Genomic DNA, 20,752 nt, shown 5'->3' on the forward strand with positions numbered 1-20,752 from the left:
GCTCCGGTATCGAACCGGATCGGCCGAAACGGAGTGGCGTGAACGACCCCTTCGCGAGAACTACTGCCCGAGAACGATCGACGAAAAGTCCCGCTGCGTTACGCCAGCGGGAAGATCGACGAGAGGAACAGCGTCGTGATCAGGCCGGTGACCGCGATGAGCGTCGTCAGGACGGTCCAGGTACGCAGCGTCTCGCCCTGAGTGAGACCACCGATCTCCTTGACCAGCCAGAACCCGGAGTCGTTGTACCACGAGCAGATGTTCCCGCCCGCGCCGATGGCCATCACGAGATAGGCGGGGTGGACGGACAGCGCCGAGATTTGCGGCGCCATGATGCCTGCAGTCGTGAGCATCGCGGCAGTGGCCGAGCCCTGTGCGATCCGGACGACCGCGGCGACGAGCCAGGCGGTGACGATCATCGGGATACCGACCCCGCTCAGCGCGGCGGTGATGTAGTCGCCGAGGCCGGAGGCCGCCAGTAGCGCGCCGAACGCGCCGCCGGCCGCGGTGATCGCGGCGATGTTGCCACCGCTCTTGAGGGCCTCGGTGAGTTCCTCGGTCCACTCGTCGCGGTCCATGCCGCTGTACCGGTAGAACGTCCACGCCGAGGCCAGGGCGGCGACGGTGAGTGCGACGTTCTTGTCCCCGAGGAACGCCACGACGGGCTGGACCTCTGCCAGGGTCGGCCAGACCTCCTGGAAGGCGTCCACGGCGGTCGCCGCGCCGACGAGCACCACGGCGAGGAGAATCGGCAGCGAAGACTCGAGGACGCCGGGGAGGCTGCTGGTGTCCCGGTTGGCGATGTCCTCCAGTTCCTCGGTCGAGCTCGCCATGGCGTCCCGCAGCGGGATGTCCATGCGCGCGTTGAGCCAGCGCCCGTAGCCGATGCCGGCGACGATGGCCGCGGGAATCGCCATCGCGACGCCGATCAGAATCGTGATGCCGAGGTCGACGCCGAGTTCGGCGGCGACCGCGAGCGGACCGGGCGTCGGCGGCACGAACACGTGTGCCGTCGCGGCGCCGGCGCCGACGACCACGATGAACAGCGTGTAGTCCCGGCCGACGCGGGCCCGCATCGAACGGGCCAGCGGTGCCATCAGGTAGAACACGCTGTCGAAGAACACCGGAATCGCGAGGACGCTACTGCTGCCCCACAGTGCGATGTCGGAGTTCTCCTCACCGAGCAGGTTCTGGAACCCGCGAACGATGCGCTGGGCCGCACCGCTCTCGAGCATCGACTTGCCGATGATCGCGGCCATCAGTATCGGTATCCCGATTCCAGCCATTCCGCTGCCGAACGCGTCCGCCGTCGCCGTGGCTGCCTCCGGCAGAGCGAAGTCCTGCACGAAGGCGGCGTTGATCACGCCGACGAAGAAAGCCGCCATGATCAGCCCGACGAACGCCGGCAGATCCAGCACGACCAGCAGTAGCACGACCGCTGCGAGTCCGAGAAGGAACGTCAACAGCGGACTGTGTGCGAATTCAATTGCCATCTGTTACTACCTCACATCAGTATCACCTGTACTACGGTTATAAATAACTATTGGTGTTGTACATATTTATTAGGTGTTTGACCTCACCGCCCTATTGCGATTTTACCGATATTGGATAGAGAGATTATCATAACCCACGTTTATACTATATAATGAAAGAGTGTGTTCACCAGACGGTTCTCGGTACGATGTGGTCGATATCCAGGCAAATGCGGACGAGTCGAGCGGAGAGGCCGGCGGTGCGTCGGAGGAAAAGACTGGCAGTCGGCCAGCGATGCCATCAGGCTATCAGACGATCGAAGAGAAACGACGAAAGCTGGTCACCGGGAGACGACCAGCGGGAGTCACCCGAGCCCGGCCGCACACAGCTCGGCCGGACGCCAGTAGGCTCGCTGCGCTCGGTTGGACGCCAGCGTTACCCGAACATCTGGCGCATCATCGGGTGCATCTCCATGAGCTGCTCCTCGGCAATCTCCTCGTACAGCTTGTACGTGATAGAGACCGTCAGCAGCAGGCCCGTACCGGAGACGCTCCCGATGGTACCCAGCATGTTGGCCATGACGGCTAGCAGCCCGACGAGCGCGCCGCCGATGACCGTCACCTGCGGGATGTAGCGCTCGAGGACCTTCTCGATGACGCCGACGTTCTGCCGGAAGCCGGGGATCTGCATCCCGGAGTTGTGGATCTGCTGGGCGGTCGACTCCGGACCCATGTCCGTCGTCTCGACCCAGAAGACCGCGAAGATGGCGCCGCCGATGACCATCACGGTGAGGTCGATGCCGACGCGGACCAGCACCTTCGCGGCCGGCTGGCTGGCCTCACCGAGCCACCACATCCAGTCGCCTCGCGACTGGATCGGGGCCAGGTAGTAGAACAGCCCGCCGGTCGGGCTACCGTTGCTGTAGGTGCCCAGCCACGCGGGCATGTTCCCGAGCTGGGAGTTGAGGATCTGCCCCAGGAACTGCAAGTTAGCCTGGAGCGCCCGGACGAGGATCATCGGCAGGACGCTCGCGTAGATGAGCTTCACGGGGAAGCGACCGCGTGCGCCCTTGACCCGCGCGTTCGAGAGCGGGATCTCGACCCGGACGGACTCGGCGTAGACGACCACGACGAAGATGAGCACCGTCGTGATCAGTCCCAGGACGTTCCCCTGCCCGACGAACAGCGTCTGGAGGCCGCTCGGCGAGAGCAGCTGCACGCCCGCGTCGCCGAAAACGATGTTCCACCAGGCGGGCAGGAGCCCGAGCTGGTTGCCGCCGAGCATCGGGTGACCGAACAGGCCGCCCATCAGCCGCTGGCTCACGCCGGCGACGATGAACAGGCCGATACCGCTCCCGACGCCCCACTTGGAGATGACCTCGTCCATGAACAGGATGAGGACGCCGCCGACGGCGATCTGGGCGAAGATCAGCCACTGTACGGCCGCGAGCGGCACGCCCAGCGACTGGGCGACCGCCGGGTCCGCCGGCAGGAAGTTGCCGGCGAACACCATCGGCAGGCCGGTCAGGCAGATCATCACCAGCACCAGGAACTTCTGGAGGCCCTGGTAGAGGATCTGGTCCCGGGGGTTGTTCTGGGTGTCCAGACCCAGCAGGTTCGCACCGCCCAGCAGCTGCAGGACGATGCTGGCAGTCACGATCGGGCCGATCCCCAGCTGCATGATGCTCCCCTGGCCCACCGCCAGGATCGAACTGAACCGCCCGAAGACAGACCCCTGATTGGGGTCGAAGTCGAGGCCGAACAGCAGCACGTTCGTCAGGAAAAAGTACAGGACGAGCACGCCCGCCGTCCACGCGAGCTTGCGCTTGAACGGGACGTGCCCCTCCGGCCGGCGTACTGCCGGCATCCTGACGAGCACTGGTTCGGCGGCGTCCTTCCAGCTCATTGCTTATTCCTCGTCGGTATCTTCGTCGTCCTCGTCGTCGGCCCGCGCTTCAGCGCGCTCCTGGCCGCGCTCGGTCAGTTCGACGCTCCCGCCGGCGGCCTCGACCTTGTCGCGGGCTCCGTCGGAAAAGGCGTCGGCGACCAGTTCCAGCTCGTTGCGGACCTGGCCGGTACCGAGGACCTTCACGGCGTCGACCTCGTGGCCGTCGTCGACGACGTCCCGGACGTCGATCCGGTAGCCGCCGTCGGTCTCCTCGGCGACGTCCTCGGCCGCGAGGAGCGCGGCGTCCTCGTCGAGTTCGCGGACGTCGACCTCTGCGACGTCCTCCTTGACCTTCTCGGGACGGTCGAACCCTGACTTGCCGAGCGGTTCGTGGTTGTGGAACTCGTGCTTATCGCGCCCGGCCGCGCCGCGGCCGCCCCGATGGCCGGCCCCACGGCGGTTCTTGTGGGAACCGCCGCCGTGCGTGCGCGAGCCGCGCTGTCGCTTTTTCTTGCTGGTCATTATCGCATCGCCTCCAGGAGGTCGTCGATCTGCTCGGTGTCGTGCTTGCCGAGCTGTCCTCCTTCCTTGGTCGGGTGCTTGACTCCGTCGTGGCCGCCGCGGGGCGGGTGGAGACGGAGCGTCGGCGAGAGGCCCTCGTCCTGCAGCTTCGTCTCCTCGTCGATCAGCGCCTCGGCGAGGGCCGGGATGTCGTCGTAGTCGGTGTTCTCGGCGACCCAGTCGTCGTCGACGTCGGCGTCGCCCTCGGCGGGCTCGCCGCGGCGCGCGATGAGACGCTCGACCGTCTCCTGGCTGGGCTCGCCGTAGGCGACGAAGTCGTTGACCTTCGTCACCATGCCACGGTACGTGTCCGTCTCCGGGACGAAGGTGCAGTGGTTCACCTCGTGGACGTTGAGCATCTCCAGGGTGTCCGCGATGTCCTGGTTCATGTTCACGTCGCCACGGAGCTGGACAAGTGCCTGCATCATTCGATCACCTCGCGCTTCTCGAACGTGCGCTCGGGCACGCGCGCCTCGGCGGTGTTCTTCAGGGCGTTGAACGTCGCCTTGGCGAAGTTCACCGTCGTGCGCGTGTTGCCCGAGGAGCGCGTCCAGATGTCCTCGATGCCTGCGAGTTCGAGAACCTTTCGGACGGTCTCCCCGCCCGCCAGGCCCAGCCCGCGCGGGGCGGGCTGGAGCTCGACCTCGACGCTGCCGGCCTTGCCGGTGGTGCGCAGCGCGACCGTGTGGGGGCGGCCGCAGCCACACTCCCAGGACCCGCAGCCCCGGGAGACGTCGATGAGGTTGAGCTTCCCGATGTTGATCGCCTTCTGGATCGCACCGCCGACCTGGTCGTCACGCCCCTCGGCGTAGCCGACGAGGCCGTCGCGGTTGCCCACCACGACGACGCAGCGGAACTTCACCCGGCGCCCGGAGTCGGTCATGCGCTGGACCATGTTGATGTCCAGCACCTCGTCCTCCAGGTCCGGGACCAGCTGGTCGACGATCTCCGGTTCCTTCAGCGGCAGGCCCGAGTTGAGGGCCTCCTGCATCGTGTCGATCTCGCCGTCCGCGACCTGTCGACCAAGCCGCGTCCGGGGCTCCCATCCATTACTCATAGTTCATCTGCCTCCAGTAGCGTCTCACGGATCTCGTCGAAGTGCTCGGGCAGTTCCGTCGCGTCGAACTCCCCGCCGTACAGGTCGCCATCGACCTGCTCGGCGTACTCGGCGACGTGGGCACCGCGCGTGCGCTGCCAGTCGGCGAGCACGTCGTCGTTGTGGGGGATCTCGAGACCCGCGTCGATTGCACCTTCCTGTACTGCGAACACCTTGCTGCCGGGCGTCGGGGTGTTGAGCCCGATGTCCAGCACAGCCTCCTCGACGCCCGCCTCGACGGCGCGGCGTCCCGCGAGGAGACCGGTGAGGTAGGCCGCGGGCACGTTGCCCGTCGGGGCCTCCCAGCCGAAGTCGCGCAGGTCGCGCGACTCGGCGGCAGCAAGCGTTCGATCGCCGTCGGGCCCGACCGTCACCAGCTGCGCCCTGACGTGCTTGTTGCTCTTGCGAGCAACGAGGCGGGGCTTGCCGGATTTCAGCAGGCGCAACCGCTGATGGTAGTCCGTCCGGGCCTCGCGGCGTCGCCGCATCGGCACCGTGTATCGTGGTCCTGTCGCCATTATTCGTCACCGTAGTTTGCTTCGACGTACCGTTCGAGGTCGGCGACGCTGTCGAACTCGCCGCCGCCCGCCCGGTCGTACAGTTCGCGGTACTCCGAGCTATCGAGCGTGCCCTCTTCGTCGCGGAGTTCCTTGAGCCGCTTGCGCTGCGCGCGGATCCGGGACTCCCAGTCCTCCTTGGGGTCCTGCCGGGCGCCGGCCTTGCCCTTGCGGGAGCCGGGACCCGACTGGTGCCCGTAGGCACGCTTCGCCTGGCGCTCCCGCGCGCGACCGCGCGAGTTGCCCGTGGCGTCTTTCGCCTCGATAGCGCCCTCGTCGATCAGTTCGCGGACGTCCTCGCGGGTGATCGCGTCGGCCAGGTCGCCCTGTCGTTCAGGGTCGAACCAGACCTTGTTCTTCCCGACGTCGAGGATGTCCGCTGCGAGTCGCTTCTGTGCGCTCAGGTCAGTCATTCTGACACCTCCACTTCCTCGTAGGTGGGGTTGAGCACGCGGATGCCCTCTTCCTCGGCGACCTCCTCGATGCGCTCGCGCTTGCGACCGCCGACCTTGGAGGCGATCCGAACGGCCTCCGTGTCGCCGTCGACGCCCTCGAGGTCGTCCACGTTGTGCACGCGGACCTCCTCGAAGCCGGAGGGGTGCTTGCCGCGCACCGCCGTCGGGCTGCGGAAGCCGGCCTGGACGGTGTCGCCCTTGCCCTTGACGCCGCGGCGCTGCTTCGAGAGCGTGCCGCGGGGCTTGCGCCAGGAGGTCGGCACGCGCTTCTTCTTGTGGTAGTCCTGGCGGTTGAACTGGGGCTTGCCGACGCGCCGGCGCTGTTCGAGGAGGCGTTCCTCCTCCTCGTCGAGGTCGGGCGTCTTGTCGACGAGCCCGCGCGGGCGGAGTTCCGTCTCGACGTCCTCCGCCGTCTCCTCGGGCGCCTCGGGTTCCTCTTCCTCGACCTCGGCCTCGGTCTCCGCTTCGACCTCGAGACCGCCGACGTCCGCCTTGATGCGGGCCGCCAGCGCGTTCCCGATGCCGCTGACCTCGGCCAGGTCCGACTGGTCGGCACCGCGGACGTCGTCCACGGCGTCGAAGCCGGCCTCGCGGAGCGACTCGGCCTTCGAGTCGCCGACGCCGCTGATGTCGGTCAGGTCCTCGAACTCCTCGTCGTCCTGCTCGTCCTCGGCCTCCGCTTCCGCTTCGGCCTCCTCGGCGCGCTGGTCGGGGTCCTCGACGGGTTCGCCGGCCGAGGGGTCCTCGGACTCGATGTCCTCCTCGGCGGCCTCGCCCTGCGGGAGTCCCGACTCGTCGGCGTTGGCGTCAGTGGTTCGTGAGTTGTCGTCGTCGGCCATCAGGCGTCACCTCGGTTCGGTTTCTCGGTGATGTACACGCCGTCCTGGAACACCCTGACGTCCTTGTCGTTGACGCGGGTGAGCTGTTCGATGTCGGCGGCGGTCTGGCCGACGGCCTCGATGTCCGGACCGGAGAGGGTGATCTCCTCGCCGTCGATCTGGACGTCGGTGTCGCCGTGGACGGGCGTCCGTCGGGGCGCCTTCTCACCGAGGAAGTTCTCGATGACGACGTCGCCGTTCTCGACGGCCACGTCCATCGGGAAGTGGGAGTAGAAGACCTCCATCTGATACTCCCAGCCCTCGGTGACCCCGTGGAACATGTTCTCCACGTGGCTCTCGAAGGTCCCGATGGTCGACCGGGTCTTGGCGTCGCTCTCGTCGGACTCGACGACGACGCTGCCGTCCTCGACGGACACGTCGACGTCCGGGTACCAGAGCCGCCGCGTTACGCTACCTTCCGGCCCGTCGACCGTCAGCTCGAGATGGTCCATCTCGGCGCTGACGTCCTCGGGCACCTGTAGTTCTACTCGTGGCATTGTCAGTACACGTACGCGATGACCTGGCCACCGACGCCCTCCTCGCGGGCGTCGTAGTGGCTCATGATGCCGTGGCTGGTCGTGACGACGAGCGTGCCGTAGTCGCGGGCGGGGAGGAACCGCTTCTCCCACTTCTCGAACTCGTCTGCGCCCGCGGAGTAGCGGGGCTTGACCGGACCACATTCGTTGATGGCACCTTTCAGTTCGATCTCGAACTGACCGGCCTTGCCGTCGTCGACGAACGTGAATCCGTCGATGTACCCGCGGTCGTAGAAGACCTCGAGTACGCTGCCGATCTCGTTCGAGGCGGGCTGTACCGTCTGCTCCAGGTGGCCGACGCTCTCCGCGTTGTCGATCGCCGAGAGCGCGCTGGCGAGTGGGTCGTTCTCCGTCATGGTTAGCTGTACTTATCGAAGCCCATGCCCCGGGAGATCTCCCGGAAGCACTGGCGACACAGCCAGATGTCGTACTTGCCGACCAGGCCCTGCTCGCGCCCGCAGCGCTGGCACTCCTGGATCTGTCCCGTGGGGACGTCTTCGTGTTCGGCCTCGGACTCGGCCCCGTCGTTGGCTGCTTCCTCGGATTCGCTCATTCGTTCACCTCCACGTCGAAGGTCGACTCGACGAAGGCGACGGCGTCGTCGCGGTCGAGCCGATGGTTCGACGGGATCGACCGCGAGGCCTTGTCCCGCTTGGCCACGCGGTAGCCCGGGCGGACGAGGTTGACCGTCACGTCCAGCCCGTAGATCCCGATGTTCGGGTCGTACTCCTGGCTCGGGAAGTCGGTGTGCTCCTCGACTCCGAAGCTGAAGTTGCCGGTCTCGTCGAACTGCGACGTTTCGAGGTCGACCAGTTCCAGCGCGGTCTCGAGGAACTCGTGAGCGTCCTCGTCGCGCAGGGTGACCTTCGCGCCGATCGGGTCGCCCTCGCGGATGTCGAACTCGCCGACGGTCTGCTGGGCGACCGTCTGGACCGGCTGCTGGCCGGCGACCTCCTCGAGGATGTCCTCGGCGTTGGCCAGTTCGCGACCGCCCTGGCCGATGCCCATGTGGACGACGACCTTCTCGACGCTCGGTTCGCGCATCTCGTGGAACTGCCCTTCGGCGTCGGAGCTCATTCGTCGTCACCTCCCTCGATGACGTCCTCGGGCTCGTCGCCCTCGTCGCTTGTGAAGTTCTCGTCGATGACGACGACGTACTCCTCGACCGTCTCGAAGCCGTCGTCGTCCTGCTCGACGATCACGTTGTTGGGAGCCGAGCCCGGCGTGACCTGAATCTCGGCGATCTCGCCGATCTCGCCGGCGTGTGCGCCGTCGACGGCGGTGACGAGCGCGCCCTCCTCGTACTCGAAGTGGGCGACAACCTCGTCGTCCTCGTTGCCGACGACGATGGAGTCGCCGGGCGAGTAGTCGGCGTCCTCGTCGACGAGCAGGGTCTGCCCGTCGTGCAGCGTCAGCTGGACGTCGCCGCCGCTGACGTACTGCTTGTTGTCGATCCGGCCGAGCTTCGACTCCGCCGCGTCGGTGTCGATGGGGGTCAGCGCGAGCCGACCGCCCTGCCCGGGGAACACGCGATAGTACTCGTCGCGCTCGGTGAACGCCAGGATGTCGAACATCCCGACGGGCCGCTCCTCGTCGGAGACCGCCTTGCCGTTGATCAGGACGCTGTCCTGGTTGAGGGCGTAGCGGGCCTCCTTGCGGTTGTCGACGTAGCCGAGCACGTCCCGCAGGACGATCAGCAGGGGAACCCCCGCCTCGCCGTGCGGGCCGGCGTCGGCCTTGACGGTGAACGTCTCGGTCTTGCGCTCGACCGGCCAGCTCTCCGGCACCGACAGTCGCTTCTGATGCTTCGTCATGCGCTATCCTCCTCCGATTCGAGACGCGCCTCGCGTCGGTCGTCGTCCAGATCGAGGTCCGTGACGCGGAGGTTGCTCGCGTCGACGGGACGCGGCATCTCCTCGCCGTCCGTGGCCTCGACGGTGACGTCCTCGACGTAGATGTCGGCGTCGGCGAGGTCGACCTCGATGACCTCGCCCTCCTCGCCGGCGTAGTCGCCGCGGAGCACCTCGACCGTGTCGCCCGCGTTGACGCGGACGTTGCGCTGGCCGTACTCCTCGCGGAGGTCGTCGGACAGCGTGGCACGGACCTGCGTGTGCTTCTCGTGCAGCGGGGCGCGCCGTTCGCTCGTTCGCTGTTTAGATGGTTGTCGGCTCATCTATACGATCATCGTTGCGGTGCTCGCGATGGAGCCGAACCGTTCGGCGACCTCGCGAGCGATCGGGCCCTTGATCTCCGAGCCCTGGGGTTCCTCGTTCTCGTTGACGATGACGGCCGCGTTGTCCTCGAACTTCACGCGCGTGCCGTCGGGGCGGCGGAACGGCTTGCGCTGGCGGACGATCACCGCCTCCAGCACCTGCCGTCGCATCTCCGGGGTCCCCTTGGTGACGGAGACGGAGACCTTGTCGCCGATCCCCGCCTTGGGGTGGCGGTTCTTCGTGCCGGAGTAGCCCTGGACGGAGATCACCTTCAGCTCACGCGCGCCGGTGTTGTCGGCGCACGTGATCAGCGATCCCTTCTCCAGGCCCGGCGTGACGTCGGCCTTCAGTGCCTCCATCAGTCGTCACCCTCCTTGGAGACCACGACGTGGCTCTTCGTCTTCGAGAGCGGTCGACACTCCGCGATAGTCACTTCGTCGCCGACCGCGAGGTCGAGACAGTCGGGTGCGTGAGCCGGCACGCGGCTGCGCCGCTTCATGAACCGGTCGTATTTCGGCACCTTCACGTCGTACTCGCGCTCGACGACGACGGTCTTCTGCATGTCGGTGGACGCGACCTCGCCGACCAGCGTCTGCCCTCGCACGGAGAGATCCCCGTGGAACGGGCAGTTCTGGTCGTCGCAGGCCTCGTCCGGTTCCTGTACGTTCAGTCCTAGCGCCATTGTGAATCACCTGTCGTTTCCGTGCGTCGAGCGGGACGCGCGACCAGCCGCTCGCCCTCGACCCGCACCACCTCTCCGGTGGGCAGCTCGAACGCGAACGTCGCGTCGTCCTTCGGCACGTGCCGTACCCGATCAGCTCCCTCGATACCCAGCGTCCGGGTCGTCTCGGTGACGACGGTCCCCGAGATACCGACGGCGTCGGGGTTGGACGCGGCGACGACCTCGACGTCGAGGCCGACGAGTTCGTGACGCGGGAGCGTCTCGGGTGACAGTGGCATTATTCGGAGTCCTCTGCCAGATCGCCTTCCTCGCGCTGGACCGTCTTGATCCGCGCGATCGCCTTCCGGAGCTCCTTGATGCGGCCCGGGTTCTCCGGGGCACCACCCGCCGCCTGGACGGCGCGGGCGTTCAGGAGCTCGGTCTTGAGGTCGTCGAGTTCCGACTCCCGCTCGGCGGGCGTCATGTCGCGGATCTCCTCGACGTGCAGGACGGTCATTTCGCGTCACCCTCCTCGTCGTGGGAGCCCTCGTCGCCGTCGCCGGTGCGGGCCTCGTCGACTTCGTCTTCCATCTCTTCCATCAGGTCGGCGGCCTCCTCGGCCGTCTCCTCGTCGAGGTCCTCCTCGACGACGTCGTCGGCGTCCTCGGCGTCGACGGAGGCGGTCTCCTCGGCCGCGGTCTCCTCGTCCTCGCCGACCGGCTCGTCCTCGACGATCTCCTCCTCGACGTCCTCGTCGACGACCGTCTCCTCGGCCGCCTCGTCCGCGCCCTCGGCGGGGGCCTGGGCGCCGTGCTCGGCGGCGGCGTCCTCGCCCTCGGGTTCGCCCTCGAGGAGTTCCTCGACGGACTCGCCGTCCTCGTCGGCGACGTAGTCCTCGACTTCCACGTCCTCGTAGACCTCGAAGTCGTCGGGCAGCTCTGCGTTCGGCGGGATGATCTTCACCTGCACCCCGATGGTGCCCAGCTTCATCACCGCGGTGGCGACGCCGTGGTCGACGATGTCCTCGGCGGGTTCGCCGTTGTGCTTGATGTACCCGCGGTTGAACTTCTCCACGCGCGAGCGTGCGCCCGTGACCTTCCCGGAGAGGACGATCTCGGCGCCCAGGGCGCCGGACTCCATGATCCGGTCGATCGTGGTGTGGCCAGCCTTGCGGAAGTACCAGCCGCGCTCCAGGGCGTTGGCCAGGCGGTCGGCGACGATCCGGGCGTTGAGGTCCGGCTCGTCGACCTCCTGAACGTCGATCTGCGGGTCCTCGAGGTCGAACTCCTCCTCCAGCGTGGAGGTAATCTTGCGGATGTTCTTCCCGCCCTTGCCGATCACCATACCGGGCTTCTCGGCCTTGAGCACGATCTGGGTGCCCATCGGCGTCTTGGCGACGTCCATGCCGCCGTAGCCGGCGCGACCGAGTTCGTCCTGGAAGAACTCGTCGATCTGGGTCCGCTGGAGGCCGTCCTCGATGAACTGCTGTTCGTCGGCCATTATTCGGCCACCTCCTCGAGGACGAGTTCGACGTCGACCTCGGGGGAGTTCCAGGGATCGGCCCGCCCCATCGCGCGGGGCTTACGGCCCTGCTGTTCGCCGACCTTGTGGGCGGCGACGTGCATGATCTCCATGGATTCGCCGTCGAAGCCCTGGTGGTCGGCGTTGCCGATGGCGTTCTCCAGCAGGTCGAGGAAGGCCTCGCTGGCCTTCTCGGGGTAGCGGCCGGCGTCCCAGCCGTCGATGTCCGATCGATGGCCGACGCCCGAGTTGTGGGACTTGAACGGGACGGACTGCTCGCCCTCGACGACGTCTTCGAGGTACGACACCGCCTCGCCCGCGGTCATGCCCTTGATCTCCCGGGCGATGGCCTTGCTGTGCTTGTGGCTCATCTGCCGCTCCCGGAGCATCGCTTTCGCCGTCGTGTCCGGGTCGGCGTCGACTGAGTAGCTGATTCCCATGATTACTTGAGCGGCACGAACTTCGAGGATCGGGTCGCCCCGATGCCGGCCTGTCCGTGTTCGACCGACGTCCGGGTGAGCTGGAACTCGCCCAGGTAGTGGCCGATCATCTCCGGCTCTACCCGCACGCGCTCGAAGCTCTGGCCGTTGTGGACCGCGAAGGTCAGGTCGACCATCTCCGGCACGATCGGCATGTCGCGCAGGTGCGTCCGGATCGGGTCGTTGGCCGTCTCCTCCGGGTCAGCCTCGCGCGCGTCCTCGAGGAGCTTCTGCTTCTCCTCGGACAGGCCGCGCTCGATACTTCGCCGCATGCGAGCGGGGAGCAGTTCCGCGACTTCCTCGACAGACATCTCCTGCAGCTCGTCGAGCGTGTGGCCACGGTAGGTGAAATCGCCCTCGTGACCGATCTGATACTCAGAACTCATTCGTCACCACCTCGGCCGGTCCGCTTCGAGGAGATGTCCCCGACCTTGCGGCCCGGCGGTGCGTTGCGCGAGATGGACTTGGGCTTGCCCGGGTGCTGTCGACCGCCGCCACCGAAGGGGTGGTCGACAGCGTTCATCGCGACACCGCGGACGTTCGGCCACTTCGTCCCGCGCGCCTTCATCTTGTGATGTTTGTTACCGGCCTTGACCATCGGCTTCTCCGTCCGGCCGCCGCCGGCGACGACGCCGATGGTGGCCCGACAGTCGGGGTCGAGGCGCTTGACCTCGCCCGAGGGCAGCTGGACGACCGCGACGTTGCGGTCGTGGGTCATCAGCTGCGCGCTCACGCCGGAGGCGCGGGCGAACTTGCCGCCGTCGCCCGGGTTGGCCTCGACGTTGCAGACCGGGACCCCTTCCGGGATCTCGGCGAGCGGGAGCGTGTTGCCCGGCTCGATGGACGCGGAGACGCCCACCTGCAGTTCGTCGCCCGTGCCCACGCCCTCGGGCGCGAGCACGAGGCGCTGCTCGCCGTCCTCGAATTCGACGGCCGCGACGGGCGCCGAGCGGGCCGGGTCGTGTTCGATGTCGACGACCGTCCCGGCGACGACGTCGCCGTCCTCGACGGTACGGTGCGACAGGTCAGCCTTGTAGCGGTGCGACGGCGCCCGGAACGTGGGCGTACCGCGACCGCGTCGTTGTCCCTGAATTCGTCGTCCCATCGTTAGAACACCCCGATCCGAGAGGCGACTTCCTGGGCGTCGTCGTCGTCCGAGAGCCGGACGACCGCCTTCTTGTCGCCGTCCATCGTGTTCTGCGTGGTGATCTTCTCGACGGTGACGTCGTACTGCTCCTCGACGGCCTCGACGACGTCGCCCTTCGTGGCCGACGAGTCGACGGCGAACTGGAGCTTGTTCTCGAAGTCCATGTCGTTCATGGCCTTCTCGGTCACGTGGGGATGCTTGATGACGTCCCAGCTCATCGCTGCGCCACCTCCTCGAGAGCGCTCTCCGTCCAGATGGTGAGTCGGCCGGGCGCGGCGCCGGGCGCGAGGTCCTCAGCGTTGACCTCGCGGCCCGTCGTCACGTCGGCGCCGGCGAGGTTGCGCGCGGCGCGCGACGGCTCCTCGCTGGTGACGAACAGGATCGACGACGGCCGCCGGTACTTCCGGCCGCGGGCGGAGCCCTGGCCGGCCTTGATCTTCGTGTCCTCGGCGCGGTCGACGTCGGCGTCGACGCCGAGCGACTCCAGGACGTCGACGACCTCCTGGGTCTTCTTGAGGTCCTCGAACTCGTCGTCCAGCACCAGCGGGAGCTCGACGTCGTCGTCGAACTCGTGGCCGCGCTCGGCGACGAGTTCCGCGTCGGTGGTCGCGGCGACCGCCGAGCGGATGGCCTTCTTGCGCTCCTTGTCGTTGACGTCTAGGGAGCGGTCCTTCTCCTCTTTCGGCGGGTGCGCGGGGCGCCCGCCCACGGTCTGGGGAACGCGGCGGCCCTGCCCGTTCTCGCGGGGCACGTGGGCCATGCCGCGGCCGCTACCGAACGACTCGGCGGGCGTTCGCAGCCCGGCGTTGTCGTCGGCGCCGTGGTCCTGCTTCCGGTTGGCCTGGGCGGCGCGGACAGCGCGCTGGATGAGGTCGGGTCGCACCGTGGTCTCGAAGACCTCGGGCAGGTCGACCTCGCCCGCGTCGTCGCCGTCCAGGTCGCGTACTGTTGCCTGCATGGGTTATCCCTGGTTGGACTCCTGAGAGACGTAGCGCACCTCGGGGTCGAGGCGCGGCTGCTCGTTCGGACGCACCGCGGGCCGGAAGCGCACGACGCGCTTGTCCGGGCCGGGCACCGAGCCCTTCACGAGCGTGTAGGAACCGTCGACCTCGCCGTAGTTGACGAAGCCGCCCTCGACGCTCGCGTCGTCACCCTCACCGATGTCGATGAGGCGCTTGTTGAGTTCGGTGCGCTGGTGGTACCCGGTCTGGCCCTGCTGGGGCACCGTCGAGCGGACCCGCGAGGGGTTCCAGGGGCCGAGGTTACCGATCCGTCGGCGCCAGCCCTGGCGGGCGTGCTTGCCCTTCCGCTTCTGGACGCCCCAGCGCTTGACGGGGCCCTGGGTGCCCTTGCCCTTGGTGACGGCCGCGACGTCGGCGAACTCGCCGGCGCGGAACACGTCGTTCATGGCGTGCTCGCCCCCGTCCTGGATCAGTTCCAGGGCGTGGTCGAGGCGGTCCTCGGGGGAGCCGCCGCCGACGCGCGTCTCCATCACGTCGGGCTTCTTCTTGGGCACGTTGGCCAGTTCGTCGGGGACGGTGTGCGTAACGACGCGCACGTCCGCGAGGTCACCGGCTTCCAGTGCGTCGCGAATCTGTGCCTCTGCGCCGTCAGCGTCGTGCTCCTCGGGCAGATCCAGCGCGCGATCGAGCTCCGAGTGGAACTCGTCGGCCCAGACCTCCGTCAGCGGACGCTGACCGTACGGCGTGTCTTCGTAGGCTCGCACTGCGACGGCGCGCATCGGGGGCGTCTCGACGACCGTCACGGGGACGGTCTCCTCCATCCCCTCGCGCGGGGAGTCGGGCTCGTCGTTGACGAGCACGACGTGGGTCATGCCGGCCTTGTAGCCGGCGAAGCCCTGGACGCCCGACTGGCCGTCGGTGGACGGCCAGCTGTTGAACCGCGGCGTCTCTGACTCCGCACGCTTGCGCGGGCCGAAGCCCAGCGAGCCTTTGCGTGGTCTGCTTGGTTGTGGCATCGTTATCTCTCCGTGAGGGTCAGCGGAGCGAGGGTGGCGAACATCGCTTCTTCGGTTCGTACGACCTCGCTCCCCTGGTTTGGAACCGTATTCAGCCAGAGGTCGAACCCGCCGTCGTCGCGGCCGTCCGCGACGGCGTCCGGGTCCACTCCGAGGATGGCCGGTAGCCCCCGCTCTGGCGCGCCGAAGACGACTGTCATGCCGCCCTCGGACGCCCGGCGCTGGACTACGCGGCCGAGCCTATCGACGGAGAGGACCTCCCCGTGCCGCGAAGCGGCGACGGTGAGGCCCGCGTCGTCTCGCTGTAGTGCCGCATCGAGGTCCGAGACGTCGACGGCGAATCCCGGTGGGGATTCGTCGACGAATTTTGCCCGGACCGGCCGTCGCGAAGAGACCCTGACGGTGACGCGCTCCCCCTCGGCCGGGGCCTCCATCGCAGGAGGCACCGGGAGGGAGATCGGGTGTTGCAGTCCGCAATTGACCCGGACGCGCCCATCAGCTCCGACCTCGGTCACGATTCCCTGTCTTAACGACCCCGAACCCTCAGATCCGGAGCCGGTCTGTGAACGGACGCGGAGCGGCGGCATGACGCCCGCGTACTCTAGTTCGTCCCGCCGCCCCCACGCCTCCTTTCGGAGGTACGGGGGCGTGGCGGCGTACCGAAGGACGGTTTCGACGAACCCGTCCTCCCACTTCCCCTTCCCGTCCGGGTCGGGGAAGACTGTCAGCCGGTCTGCCCGGAACACCGTGGCCGCGCGGGCCACGTATCCGAGCTTCCGCGTCGCCTCGCGGCGATCTTCGGCCTCCCGTGCGAGGGAGGATGGCACGAGTACGCTGGTCGTCATGCCGTGACGCTTCCACGCCACGCCACTAGACTGTAGCGATTAGTCACCCTCCCTGCCTTAAAAAGAACGCGCTTCACGCGCGCGTTGAGACGCCGTCTCATGGGCCGCTCTCTCGCGGGAACGGCTTCCAGCCAGTGGGAGCGTCGTCGCCGGTCGTCGGTTCGGAGATCCTGGACCGGTGACGGCATCGAGCACGATCGAGACCGAGTCCGTAGCGTCTGTGATCCCACCCTGGTTCGTGTCGCCTTCCCACGGTTTCGCCGCCGATTCGGAAGCCTTTTATCCCTCTCACCCTCCACAATCAAATGCACTCACCCGCGGTGGTAGTGTAGTGGTATCACAGGACCCTGCCACGGTCCTAACGGGGGTTCAAATCCCCCCCACCGCATATCGGGCGCTTCGCGCCCGCTCCCACCACTTTTCGCCGCTCTCAACCGTGAAAGAGAGCAATGTCCGAAACGCCGAAATCACTACATGGGTCGTACCGTCGCCGTCTTGCGATTAGCACGAGCGAAAAACTTCTATCAGAGAGCGGCTGTCCCGCCCGATCTCAGCAGGGGGCCGCTCAGTGAGCTGGCACGACGACGCGCTGACCCCACCAGACGGGGGTGACAACTCTCGCGCGCGGGCGTGGTATGATCAAGAAGTAGAGTTCGGACACCCAGTCGTCTCAGAAACGACGGTCCAACTCATAGAGGCAGAGTTCTCCCCACTCATCGTCGAGCGCTACGAAGGGTTCAAAGAGAAATTCCTCAAGTGGATGAAGCTGGTCGGGAAGAACTACCAGAAGCGCGAAGGCTACGCGGACGCGACCGTGCGGACCACCCACTACAAGATCGAGGACATCTTCCGCTGGAAATGGAAGCGCGAGGGAGAATTCTCGATCACGTTCGACACCGAAGAAGCGTACACGTATCTCGCCAGTCGCCTCGCCGCAACGACGGACAGTGACCGGACATACACTGACTACGAAAAAGCCGTCAAGCGGTTTCACGACTACGAGCGGACGGTCAATGGGAAGGACTACTCCTCGCTGGAAGACTACATAGAGGCGAACGGGAAGAAAGAGTTAGACTTCGATCGCAATGACACCTCGAAGTCCGACAAGGACAAGCTCCACAAGGAGGAACTTCGCCGTCTCTACAATGCCGCTCTGACCGTCTACTCCGTCAGGAGCTACCATAATAAGCGAATGTCCTCCGAGGAGCGCGACCGGATTAAGACCATGCTTGCCGAGCGGCACCACAAGCCGAAAGCGAGCATCGGCCCCGAAGACTTCCGAAAGGCAAACTCATGGAAGATTCCCTCGCTGATGGCAGTCGCAGTCAACCTCGGGCTTCGACCCATAGAGGTGAAGCGGGCCAACATCAACTGGATCGACCTGGACAACAAGAAGATGATCTTCCCACCCAAGGACGCTGCAAAATCCGACGAGCCGTGGGTGTGTGACCTCTCTTCCGAGGCCGTGACAGCCCTCGAAAAATGGATTGACGAGCGGGCTGCATACGAAAAGTACGACGACTCCCCGGCTCTATGGTTGAATGAGCGAGGGAACCGATACAGTGTCCAATCGCTCAACGGTATCCTCGAAGATCTCCTCGAAGAAGCAGAGATTAACGAAGGGGTCCGCGACCTATCGTTCTACTCAATCCGTCACGGTGCGGCGACATACTGGGCGAACGAAACGAACCTGGAGAAAGCCGCGAAACAGCTCCGGCACAGTCGACTCGAGACGACCAAGCGGTACATCCGGGACAGCAGCCACCCGACCGACGACATTTCCCCAATCGGGTGACTTAGGCCCGCTATTCAGGGCTGCGCGCGAGAATCACTGAATTCGATACAGGGGCAGAATATTACTCTAAATAATTCTAAAATACGTGCTAATATCCCATGGGCATACTTTGAACAGTTTCATTGTAGGATCCTGATAGATTGCTTATAAACCCCGGGGAGGGTACATTAACCCTTTACCATTAATGGTAGTATGGGGGGCCGACGACGGAGGAGGAGTTGGAGATATATGTTATTGTTTCCACCTTCAGTTATTCCAGGATGTTTGACTGCATAGAGGGGCAGTGAATAACTTGGATCCTCTTGTAATGAATTCAGATTTTGCATCAACACGTCCAGTTTTACTCCGCCGCCTCTATGCAGTAAAACGTATCAAGAATACGGAAAGGAGTCTACTCGAGAAATCCGTAACCACAAATGCCTGAAGATATTTATATAATGGAAGACAATAACACATCAGATGGATACGAGCTCCCCGCATGATGAACCCATCTATCTACCTATCCTCAGGAACGGCCAAAACGAACGAGAGGTAGTACGAGAGTTCGCCGGCCTCAATCGCTTTGGTGAACTCAGAGATAAGAAGCTCCTCTATCCACTCCTCGAGATTACGGACACCGAAGACTTCCAAGATCTCCAGGTGTACCAGCAAGCTGGAGACAAGCTGTTCATCGAGTTTCCGGAGTATCTCGGTGAGCAAGAGAATCATGCCCTGAAAGCGGAGATAGACGATCTTCTTGCCCTCTATGAGGGACAAAGTGAATTCTACCGAGAACACGAAGACGAGATCGACGTTCCCGTGATTTCTGGCCGTCCGGGCGAAGACCTTCTTGACTCCTACAATCGCGTGAAAGAGCAGTTTGACGAGGTCGCAGTTCGACTCCTTCTTTCAGACGAACGTGATAACGGGGAACTTGCAGAAGTGAACGAAATAGGCCTCAAGATCTCGTCTTCTGATCCCATCGTCCTCGACCTCCTCGATACAACTAATCTGGAGGAAGGTGGGTACGACTACCTTGACGCACTCGGGGAGATCTTCGCCGAGAATCGCACTATTGTAGCTAACGCGATGAATGTGTATCAGGGGGAAGCGTACAACTGGGGACCAGAAATCGCGAGCGAATACGGTTTCGATGGATTCGGTGATTTTGCTGTCGGTGGACGCTACCCACCGATCATTCCGAACCTACACGAACTCCGGAAGACTTACCGCCAGTACGGCGTCGACGATTTCGAGATCAGAGAGTTCGAGGGCGAGACATATGAAGAAGCCGTACAGGAGTTAGAAGCTTGGGAGGAGTGGCGACAAGACCACTGCCCCTTCTGTCGGCAGCTCGGATCACGCGACGAAGATTGCACGTCACACGTGGCAAAGCAGGCCCGTGTAGGACACTACATCCACTCCGTCCTCGAGAACGATCTCGAATGGTTAGCTGAACAGCGAGCCTGATCCACCACAGGATACGAGGACAGCTCCCACTAATATCTACTTCCAGAGTCGAGAAGCCCTTTCAGGACTTTCCCCCACGGTATGGGTGTACCAATCGTCACTAATCCCGCACCGAAGACAATCATCCAGAAGCCCGCTTCAGTCTGATTATAGAGCAGCTGATTAGCTCCTGCTATCTCTAAGAGTGAACCAATCAGCCCGAAGGGGCCAGCAATCAAGGTCGCTCCAATGATCCCGAGAATCGATACAACATTGGGCAGCGTGGAGATCAATCCAACTACCAGGTCCATTGAAAGCGACGTTGCGGGTTCAGCAGACGGAGCGGCTTCCTGAGCAGAATGCCTTGTTGAATCCGGTTGCGGTCACTGTTTGATGGAGCGTTCGAGGTTGTAGACGGCGGCGGTGAGCACCAGTTCGCGGAATTCTCGGTACCAGGCGCGTGGCCTGACAGCGGAGCCGTATCGACGTTTGATGGCCGAGAAGGCGGTCTCGGCCATCCAGCGCTGCCCGTAGAGCCCGCTGTCCAACCGTGCGTTGTGTGCGTGGTCGTAGTGGGCGAACAGCCGATGTCTGATGACCGGCCGGACGCCTTCGGCGCGGAGTGCGTCCCGCAGCGACTGATCGTCGTAGCCTTTGTCGCCGGCGAGACTCTTGATTTTCGTCGTATTTCGGAGCGCGACCCGACGGCCCACCTGAGTATCGTGGGGCCAGTGTGCCGAGCAGTGGACGTCCAGGACGGCACACGACTCCGTATCGATCAGGGCCGTCGCTTTTAGCGTCCGTATGTGGCGATCCGACCGCGCGATATAGTGGCTGGATGCCGCCTGCCGGTCGAAGAACGTGGCATCCAGCGCGCCATGATCCCCGGGATCGCAGCGTGCCGCTGACCGCCGGAGCAGCTGACGCCAGACACGCATCGGCGCCCGCTCGAACGACCGCCACAGCGTTGAGGGTGCGGGAAACGCCGACCTCGCTAGCCGAAGCAAACCACGAACACGATCCATCTCGCTGGCCCAATCGACGATTTCGCGGTACGTCGCGTCCATGTGAACCCGCAAGAAATGCAACGTCACGTGCTTCCAGGCAGAAAATCCGTTGCCAGCCGGGTCACTCACCGCCGACGTGGGGCTGGCGGCACAGCGCTTTTGAGCCAGCGACACTGCCTGTTTAACGAAGCGGAAGAGGGTGCTGGACACATCCGATTCTTCCGCTTCGCTTCTC

Annotated in this window: 30 protein-coding genes and 1 tRNA gene; 3 read left to right on the top strand and 28 right to left on the bottom strand. The window is 65.1% G+C overall.

Annotated features, from left to right (window positions below):
* Positions 1–98: 98 nt before the first annotated feature.
* The 26 genes from LCY71_RS02420 to LCY71_RS02545 all read right to left on the bottom strand — a co-directional run bounded on the left by LCY71_RS02420 (position 99) and on the right by LCY71_RS02545 (position 16,287).
* A complete protein-coding gene (locus LCY71_RS02420) occupies positions 99–1,493 on the bottom strand; it encodes a GntP family permease (RefSeq protein WP_225334773.1) in 1,395 nt (464 codons plus the stop codon).
* A gap of 415 nt (positions 1,494–1,908) precedes the next feature.
* Positions 1,909–3,378 (bottom strand): preprotein translocase subunit SecY, encoded by a 1,470-nt coding sequence (secY, locus tag LCY71_RS02425; protein WP_225334774.1) that lies wholly within the window; start codon positions 3,376–3,378, stop codon positions 1,909–1,911.
* 3 nt (positions 3,379–3,381) lie between these two features.
* Positions 3,382–3,882, bottom strand: a complete 501-nt coding sequence (locus LCY71_RS02430) for an uL15m family ribosomal protein (protein WP_225334775.1) — start codon at positions 3,880–3,882, stop codon at positions 3,382–3,384.
* Entirely contained in the window at positions 3,882–4,346 is a 465-nt protein-coding gene (gene rpmD, locus LCY71_RS02435; RefSeq protein WP_225335870.1) for a 50S ribosomal protein L30, read from the bottom strand. The genes LCY71_RS02430 and rpmD overlap by 1 nt, the downstream gene beginning before the upstream one ends.
* Positions 4,346–4,978 (bottom strand): 30S ribosomal protein S5, encoded by a 633-nt coding sequence (locus tag LCY71_RS02440; protein WP_225334776.1) that lies wholly within the window; start codon positions 4,976–4,978, stop codon positions 4,346–4,348. The genes rpmD and LCY71_RS02440 overlap by 1 nt, the downstream gene beginning before the upstream one ends.
* Positions 4,975–5,535: a 50S ribosomal protein L18 gene (locus tag LCY71_RS02445; protein ID WP_225334777.1), complete on the bottom strand. Its 561-nt coding sequence runs from the start codon at positions 5,533–5,535 to the stop codon at positions 4,975–4,977. Before LCY71_RS02445 ends, LCY71_RS02440 begins: the two co-directional genes overlap by 4 nt.
* Positions 5,535–5,987 (bottom strand): 50S ribosomal protein L19e, encoded by a 453-nt coding sequence (locus LCY71_RS02450; protein WP_225334778.1) that lies wholly within the window; start codon positions 5,985–5,987, stop codon positions 5,535–5,537. Before LCY71_RS02450 ends, LCY71_RS02445 begins: the two co-directional genes overlap by 1 nt.
* The gene (locus tag LCY71_RS02455) at positions 5,984–6,784 is read right to left on the bottom strand and encodes a 50S ribosomal protein L32e (protein WP_225335871.1); all 801 of its coding nucleotides are present in this window, start codon (positions 6,782–6,784) and stop codon (positions 5,984–5,986) included. Before LCY71_RS02455 ends, LCY71_RS02450 begins: the two co-directional genes overlap by 4 nt.
* 83 nt (positions 6,785–6,867) lie before the next feature.
* Complete coding sequence (locus LCY71_RS02460) at positions 6,868–7,404, bottom strand: 50S ribosomal protein L6 (RefSeq protein ID WP_225334779.1); 537 nt, start codon at positions 7,402–7,404, stop codon at positions 6,868–6,870.
* 2 nt (positions 7,405–7,406) lie between these two features.
* Positions 7,407–7,799, bottom strand: coding sequence for a 30S ribosomal protein S8 (locus LCY71_RS02465; RefSeq protein WP_225334780.1), 393 nt, complete (start codon positions 7,797–7,799; stop codon positions 7,407–7,409).
* Between the two features lie 2 nt (positions 7,800–7,801).
* Positions 7,802–7,996: a 30S ribosomal protein S14 gene (locus LCY71_RS02470; RefSeq protein ID WP_225334781.1), complete on the bottom strand. Its 195-nt coding sequence runs from the start codon at positions 7,994–7,996 to the stop codon at positions 7,802–7,804.
* Positions 7,993–8,520 (bottom strand): 50S ribosomal protein L5, encoded by a 528-nt coding sequence (locus LCY71_RS02475; RefSeq protein WP_225334782.1) that lies wholly within the window; start codon positions 8,518–8,520, stop codon positions 7,993–7,995. Before LCY71_RS02475 ends, LCY71_RS02470 begins: the two co-directional genes overlap by 4 nt.
* Positions 8,517–9,257: a 30S ribosomal protein S4e gene (locus tag LCY71_RS02480; RefSeq protein ID WP_225334783.1), complete on the bottom strand. Its 741-nt coding sequence runs from the start codon at positions 9,255–9,257 to the stop codon at positions 8,517–8,519. Before LCY71_RS02480 ends, LCY71_RS02475 begins: the two co-directional genes overlap by 4 nt.
* Positions 9,254–9,616 carry a 50S ribosomal protein L24 gene (gene rplX, locus LCY71_RS02485; protein ID WP_225334784.1) on the bottom strand — a complete coding sequence of 121 codons (363 nt, stop codon included), beginning with the start codon at positions 9,614–9,616 and terminating at the stop codon, positions 9,254–9,256. Before rplX ends, LCY71_RS02480 begins: the two co-directional genes overlap by 4 nt.
* Entirely contained in the window at positions 9,617–10,015 is a 399-nt protein-coding gene (locus tag LCY71_RS02490; RefSeq protein WP_225334785.1) for a 50S ribosomal protein L14, read from the bottom strand. It lies immediately after the preceding gene.
* A complete protein-coding gene (locus tag LCY71_RS02495; protein ID WP_225334786.1) occupies positions 10,015–10,338 on the bottom strand; it encodes a 30S ribosomal protein S17 in 324 nt (107 codons plus the stop codon). The genes LCY71_RS02490 and LCY71_RS02495 overlap by 1 nt, the downstream gene beginning before the upstream one ends.
* Positions 10,329–10,616 (bottom strand): ribonuclease P protein component 1, encoded by a 288-nt coding sequence (locus tag LCY71_RS02500; protein ID WP_225334787.1) that lies wholly within the window; start codon positions 10,614–10,616, stop codon positions 10,329–10,331. The genes LCY71_RS02495 and LCY71_RS02500 overlap by 10 nt, the downstream gene beginning before the upstream one ends.
* Complete coding sequence (rpmC, locus tag LCY71_RS02505) at positions 10,616–10,834, bottom strand: 50S ribosomal protein L29 (RefSeq protein WP_225334788.1); 219 nt, start codon at positions 10,832–10,834, stop codon at positions 10,616–10,618. The genes LCY71_RS02500 and rpmC overlap by 1 nt, the downstream gene beginning before the upstream one ends.
* The gene (locus tag LCY71_RS02510; protein ID WP_225334789.1) at positions 10,831–11,817 is read right to left on the bottom strand and encodes a 30S ribosomal protein S3; all 987 of its coding nucleotides are present in this window, start codon (positions 11,815–11,817) and stop codon (positions 10,831–10,833) included. Before LCY71_RS02510 ends, rpmC begins: the two co-directional genes overlap by 4 nt.
* On the bottom strand, positions 11,817–12,278 hold the full coding sequence (locus LCY71_RS02515) for a 50S ribosomal protein L22 (protein WP_225334790.1): 462 nt from the start codon (positions 12,276–12,278) through the stop codon (positions 11,817–11,819). The genes LCY71_RS02510 and LCY71_RS02515 overlap by 1 nt, the downstream gene beginning before the upstream one ends.
* A gap of 2 nt (positions 12,279–12,280) precedes the next feature.
* Positions 12,281–12,703, bottom strand: coding sequence for a 30S ribosomal protein S19 (locus tag LCY71_RS02520; protein ID WP_225334791.1), 423 nt, complete (start codon positions 12,701–12,703; stop codon positions 12,281–12,283).
* Positions 12,700–13,422: a 50S ribosomal protein L2 gene (locus LCY71_RS02525; protein WP_225334792.1), complete on the bottom strand. Its 723-nt coding sequence runs from the start codon at positions 13,420–13,422 to the stop codon at positions 12,700–12,702. Before LCY71_RS02525 ends, LCY71_RS02520 begins: the two co-directional genes overlap by 4 nt.
* 2 nt (positions 13,423–13,424) lie before the next feature.
* On the bottom strand, positions 13,425–13,682 hold the full coding sequence (locus LCY71_RS02530; protein WP_225334793.1) for a 50S ribosomal protein L23: 258 nt from the start codon (positions 13,680–13,682) through the stop codon (positions 13,425–13,427).
* A complete protein-coding gene (gene rpl4p, locus LCY71_RS02535; protein WP_225334794.1) occupies positions 13,679–14,422 on the bottom strand; it encodes a 50S ribosomal protein L4 in 744 nt (247 codons plus the stop codon). Before rpl4p ends, LCY71_RS02530 begins: the two co-directional genes overlap by 4 nt.
* A 3-nt stretch (positions 14,423–14,425) precedes the next feature.
* On the bottom strand, positions 14,426–15,442 hold the full coding sequence (locus tag LCY71_RS02540) for a 50S ribosomal protein L3 (RefSeq protein WP_225334795.1): 1,017 nt from the start codon (positions 15,440–15,442) through the stop codon (positions 14,426–14,428).
* Positions 15,443–15,444: 2 nt separating this feature from the next.
* Positions 15,445–16,287, bottom strand: coding sequence for a putative RNA uridine N3 methyltransferase (locus LCY71_RS02545; RefSeq protein ID WP_225334796.1), 843 nt, complete (start codon positions 16,285–16,287; stop codon positions 15,445–15,447).
* A 317-nt stretch (positions 16,288–16,604) separates the two neighbouring features.
* Here LCY71_RS02545 and LCY71_RS02550 point away from each other — a divergent pair.
* The 3 genes from LCY71_RS02550 (at position 16,605) to LCY71_RS02560 (ending at position 19,531) form a co-directional block, all read left to right on the top strand.
* A tRNA-Gly gene (locus LCY71_RS02550) sits at positions 16,605–16,675 on the top strand.
* Between the two features lie 180 nt (positions 16,676–16,855).
* On the top strand, positions 16,856–18,082 hold the full coding sequence (locus LCY71_RS02555; protein ID WP_225334797.1) for a tyrosine-type recombinase/integrase: 1,227 nt from the start codon (positions 16,856–16,858) through the stop codon (positions 18,080–18,082).
* Positions 18,083–18,541: 459 nt separating this feature from the next.
* Positions 18,542–19,531, top strand: coding sequence for a beta family protein (locus tag LCY71_RS02560; protein WP_225334798.1), 990 nt, complete (start codon positions 18,542–18,544; stop codon positions 19,529–19,531).
* Positions 19,532–19,560: 29 nt separating this feature from the next.
* On the opposite strand, the gene LCY71_RS02565 is transcribed toward LCY71_RS02560, so the two are convergent.
* Together LCY71_RS02565 and LCY71_RS02570 are read right to left on the bottom strand one after the other, a co-directional pair.
* Positions 19,561–19,821 carry a hypothetical protein gene (locus LCY71_RS02565; RefSeq protein ID WP_225334799.1) on the bottom strand — a complete coding sequence of 87 codons (261 nt, stop codon included), beginning with the start codon at positions 19,819–19,821 and terminating at the stop codon, positions 19,561–19,563.
* A 72-nt stretch (positions 19,822–19,893) separates the two neighbouring features.
* Positions 19,894–20,727, bottom strand: coding sequence for an IS5 family transposase (locus tag LCY71_RS02570; RefSeq protein WP_225334800.1), 834 nt, complete (start codon positions 20,725–20,727; stop codon positions 19,894–19,896).
* Between the last annotated feature and the right edge of the window lie 25 nt (positions 20,728–20,752).

It is taken from the genome of Halomicrobium urmianum (genome assembly GCF_020217425.1).
In the GTDB taxonomy this organism is placed as follows: Archaea; Halobacteriota; Halobacteria; order Halobacteriales; family Haloarculaceae; genus Halomicrobium; species Halomicrobium urmianum.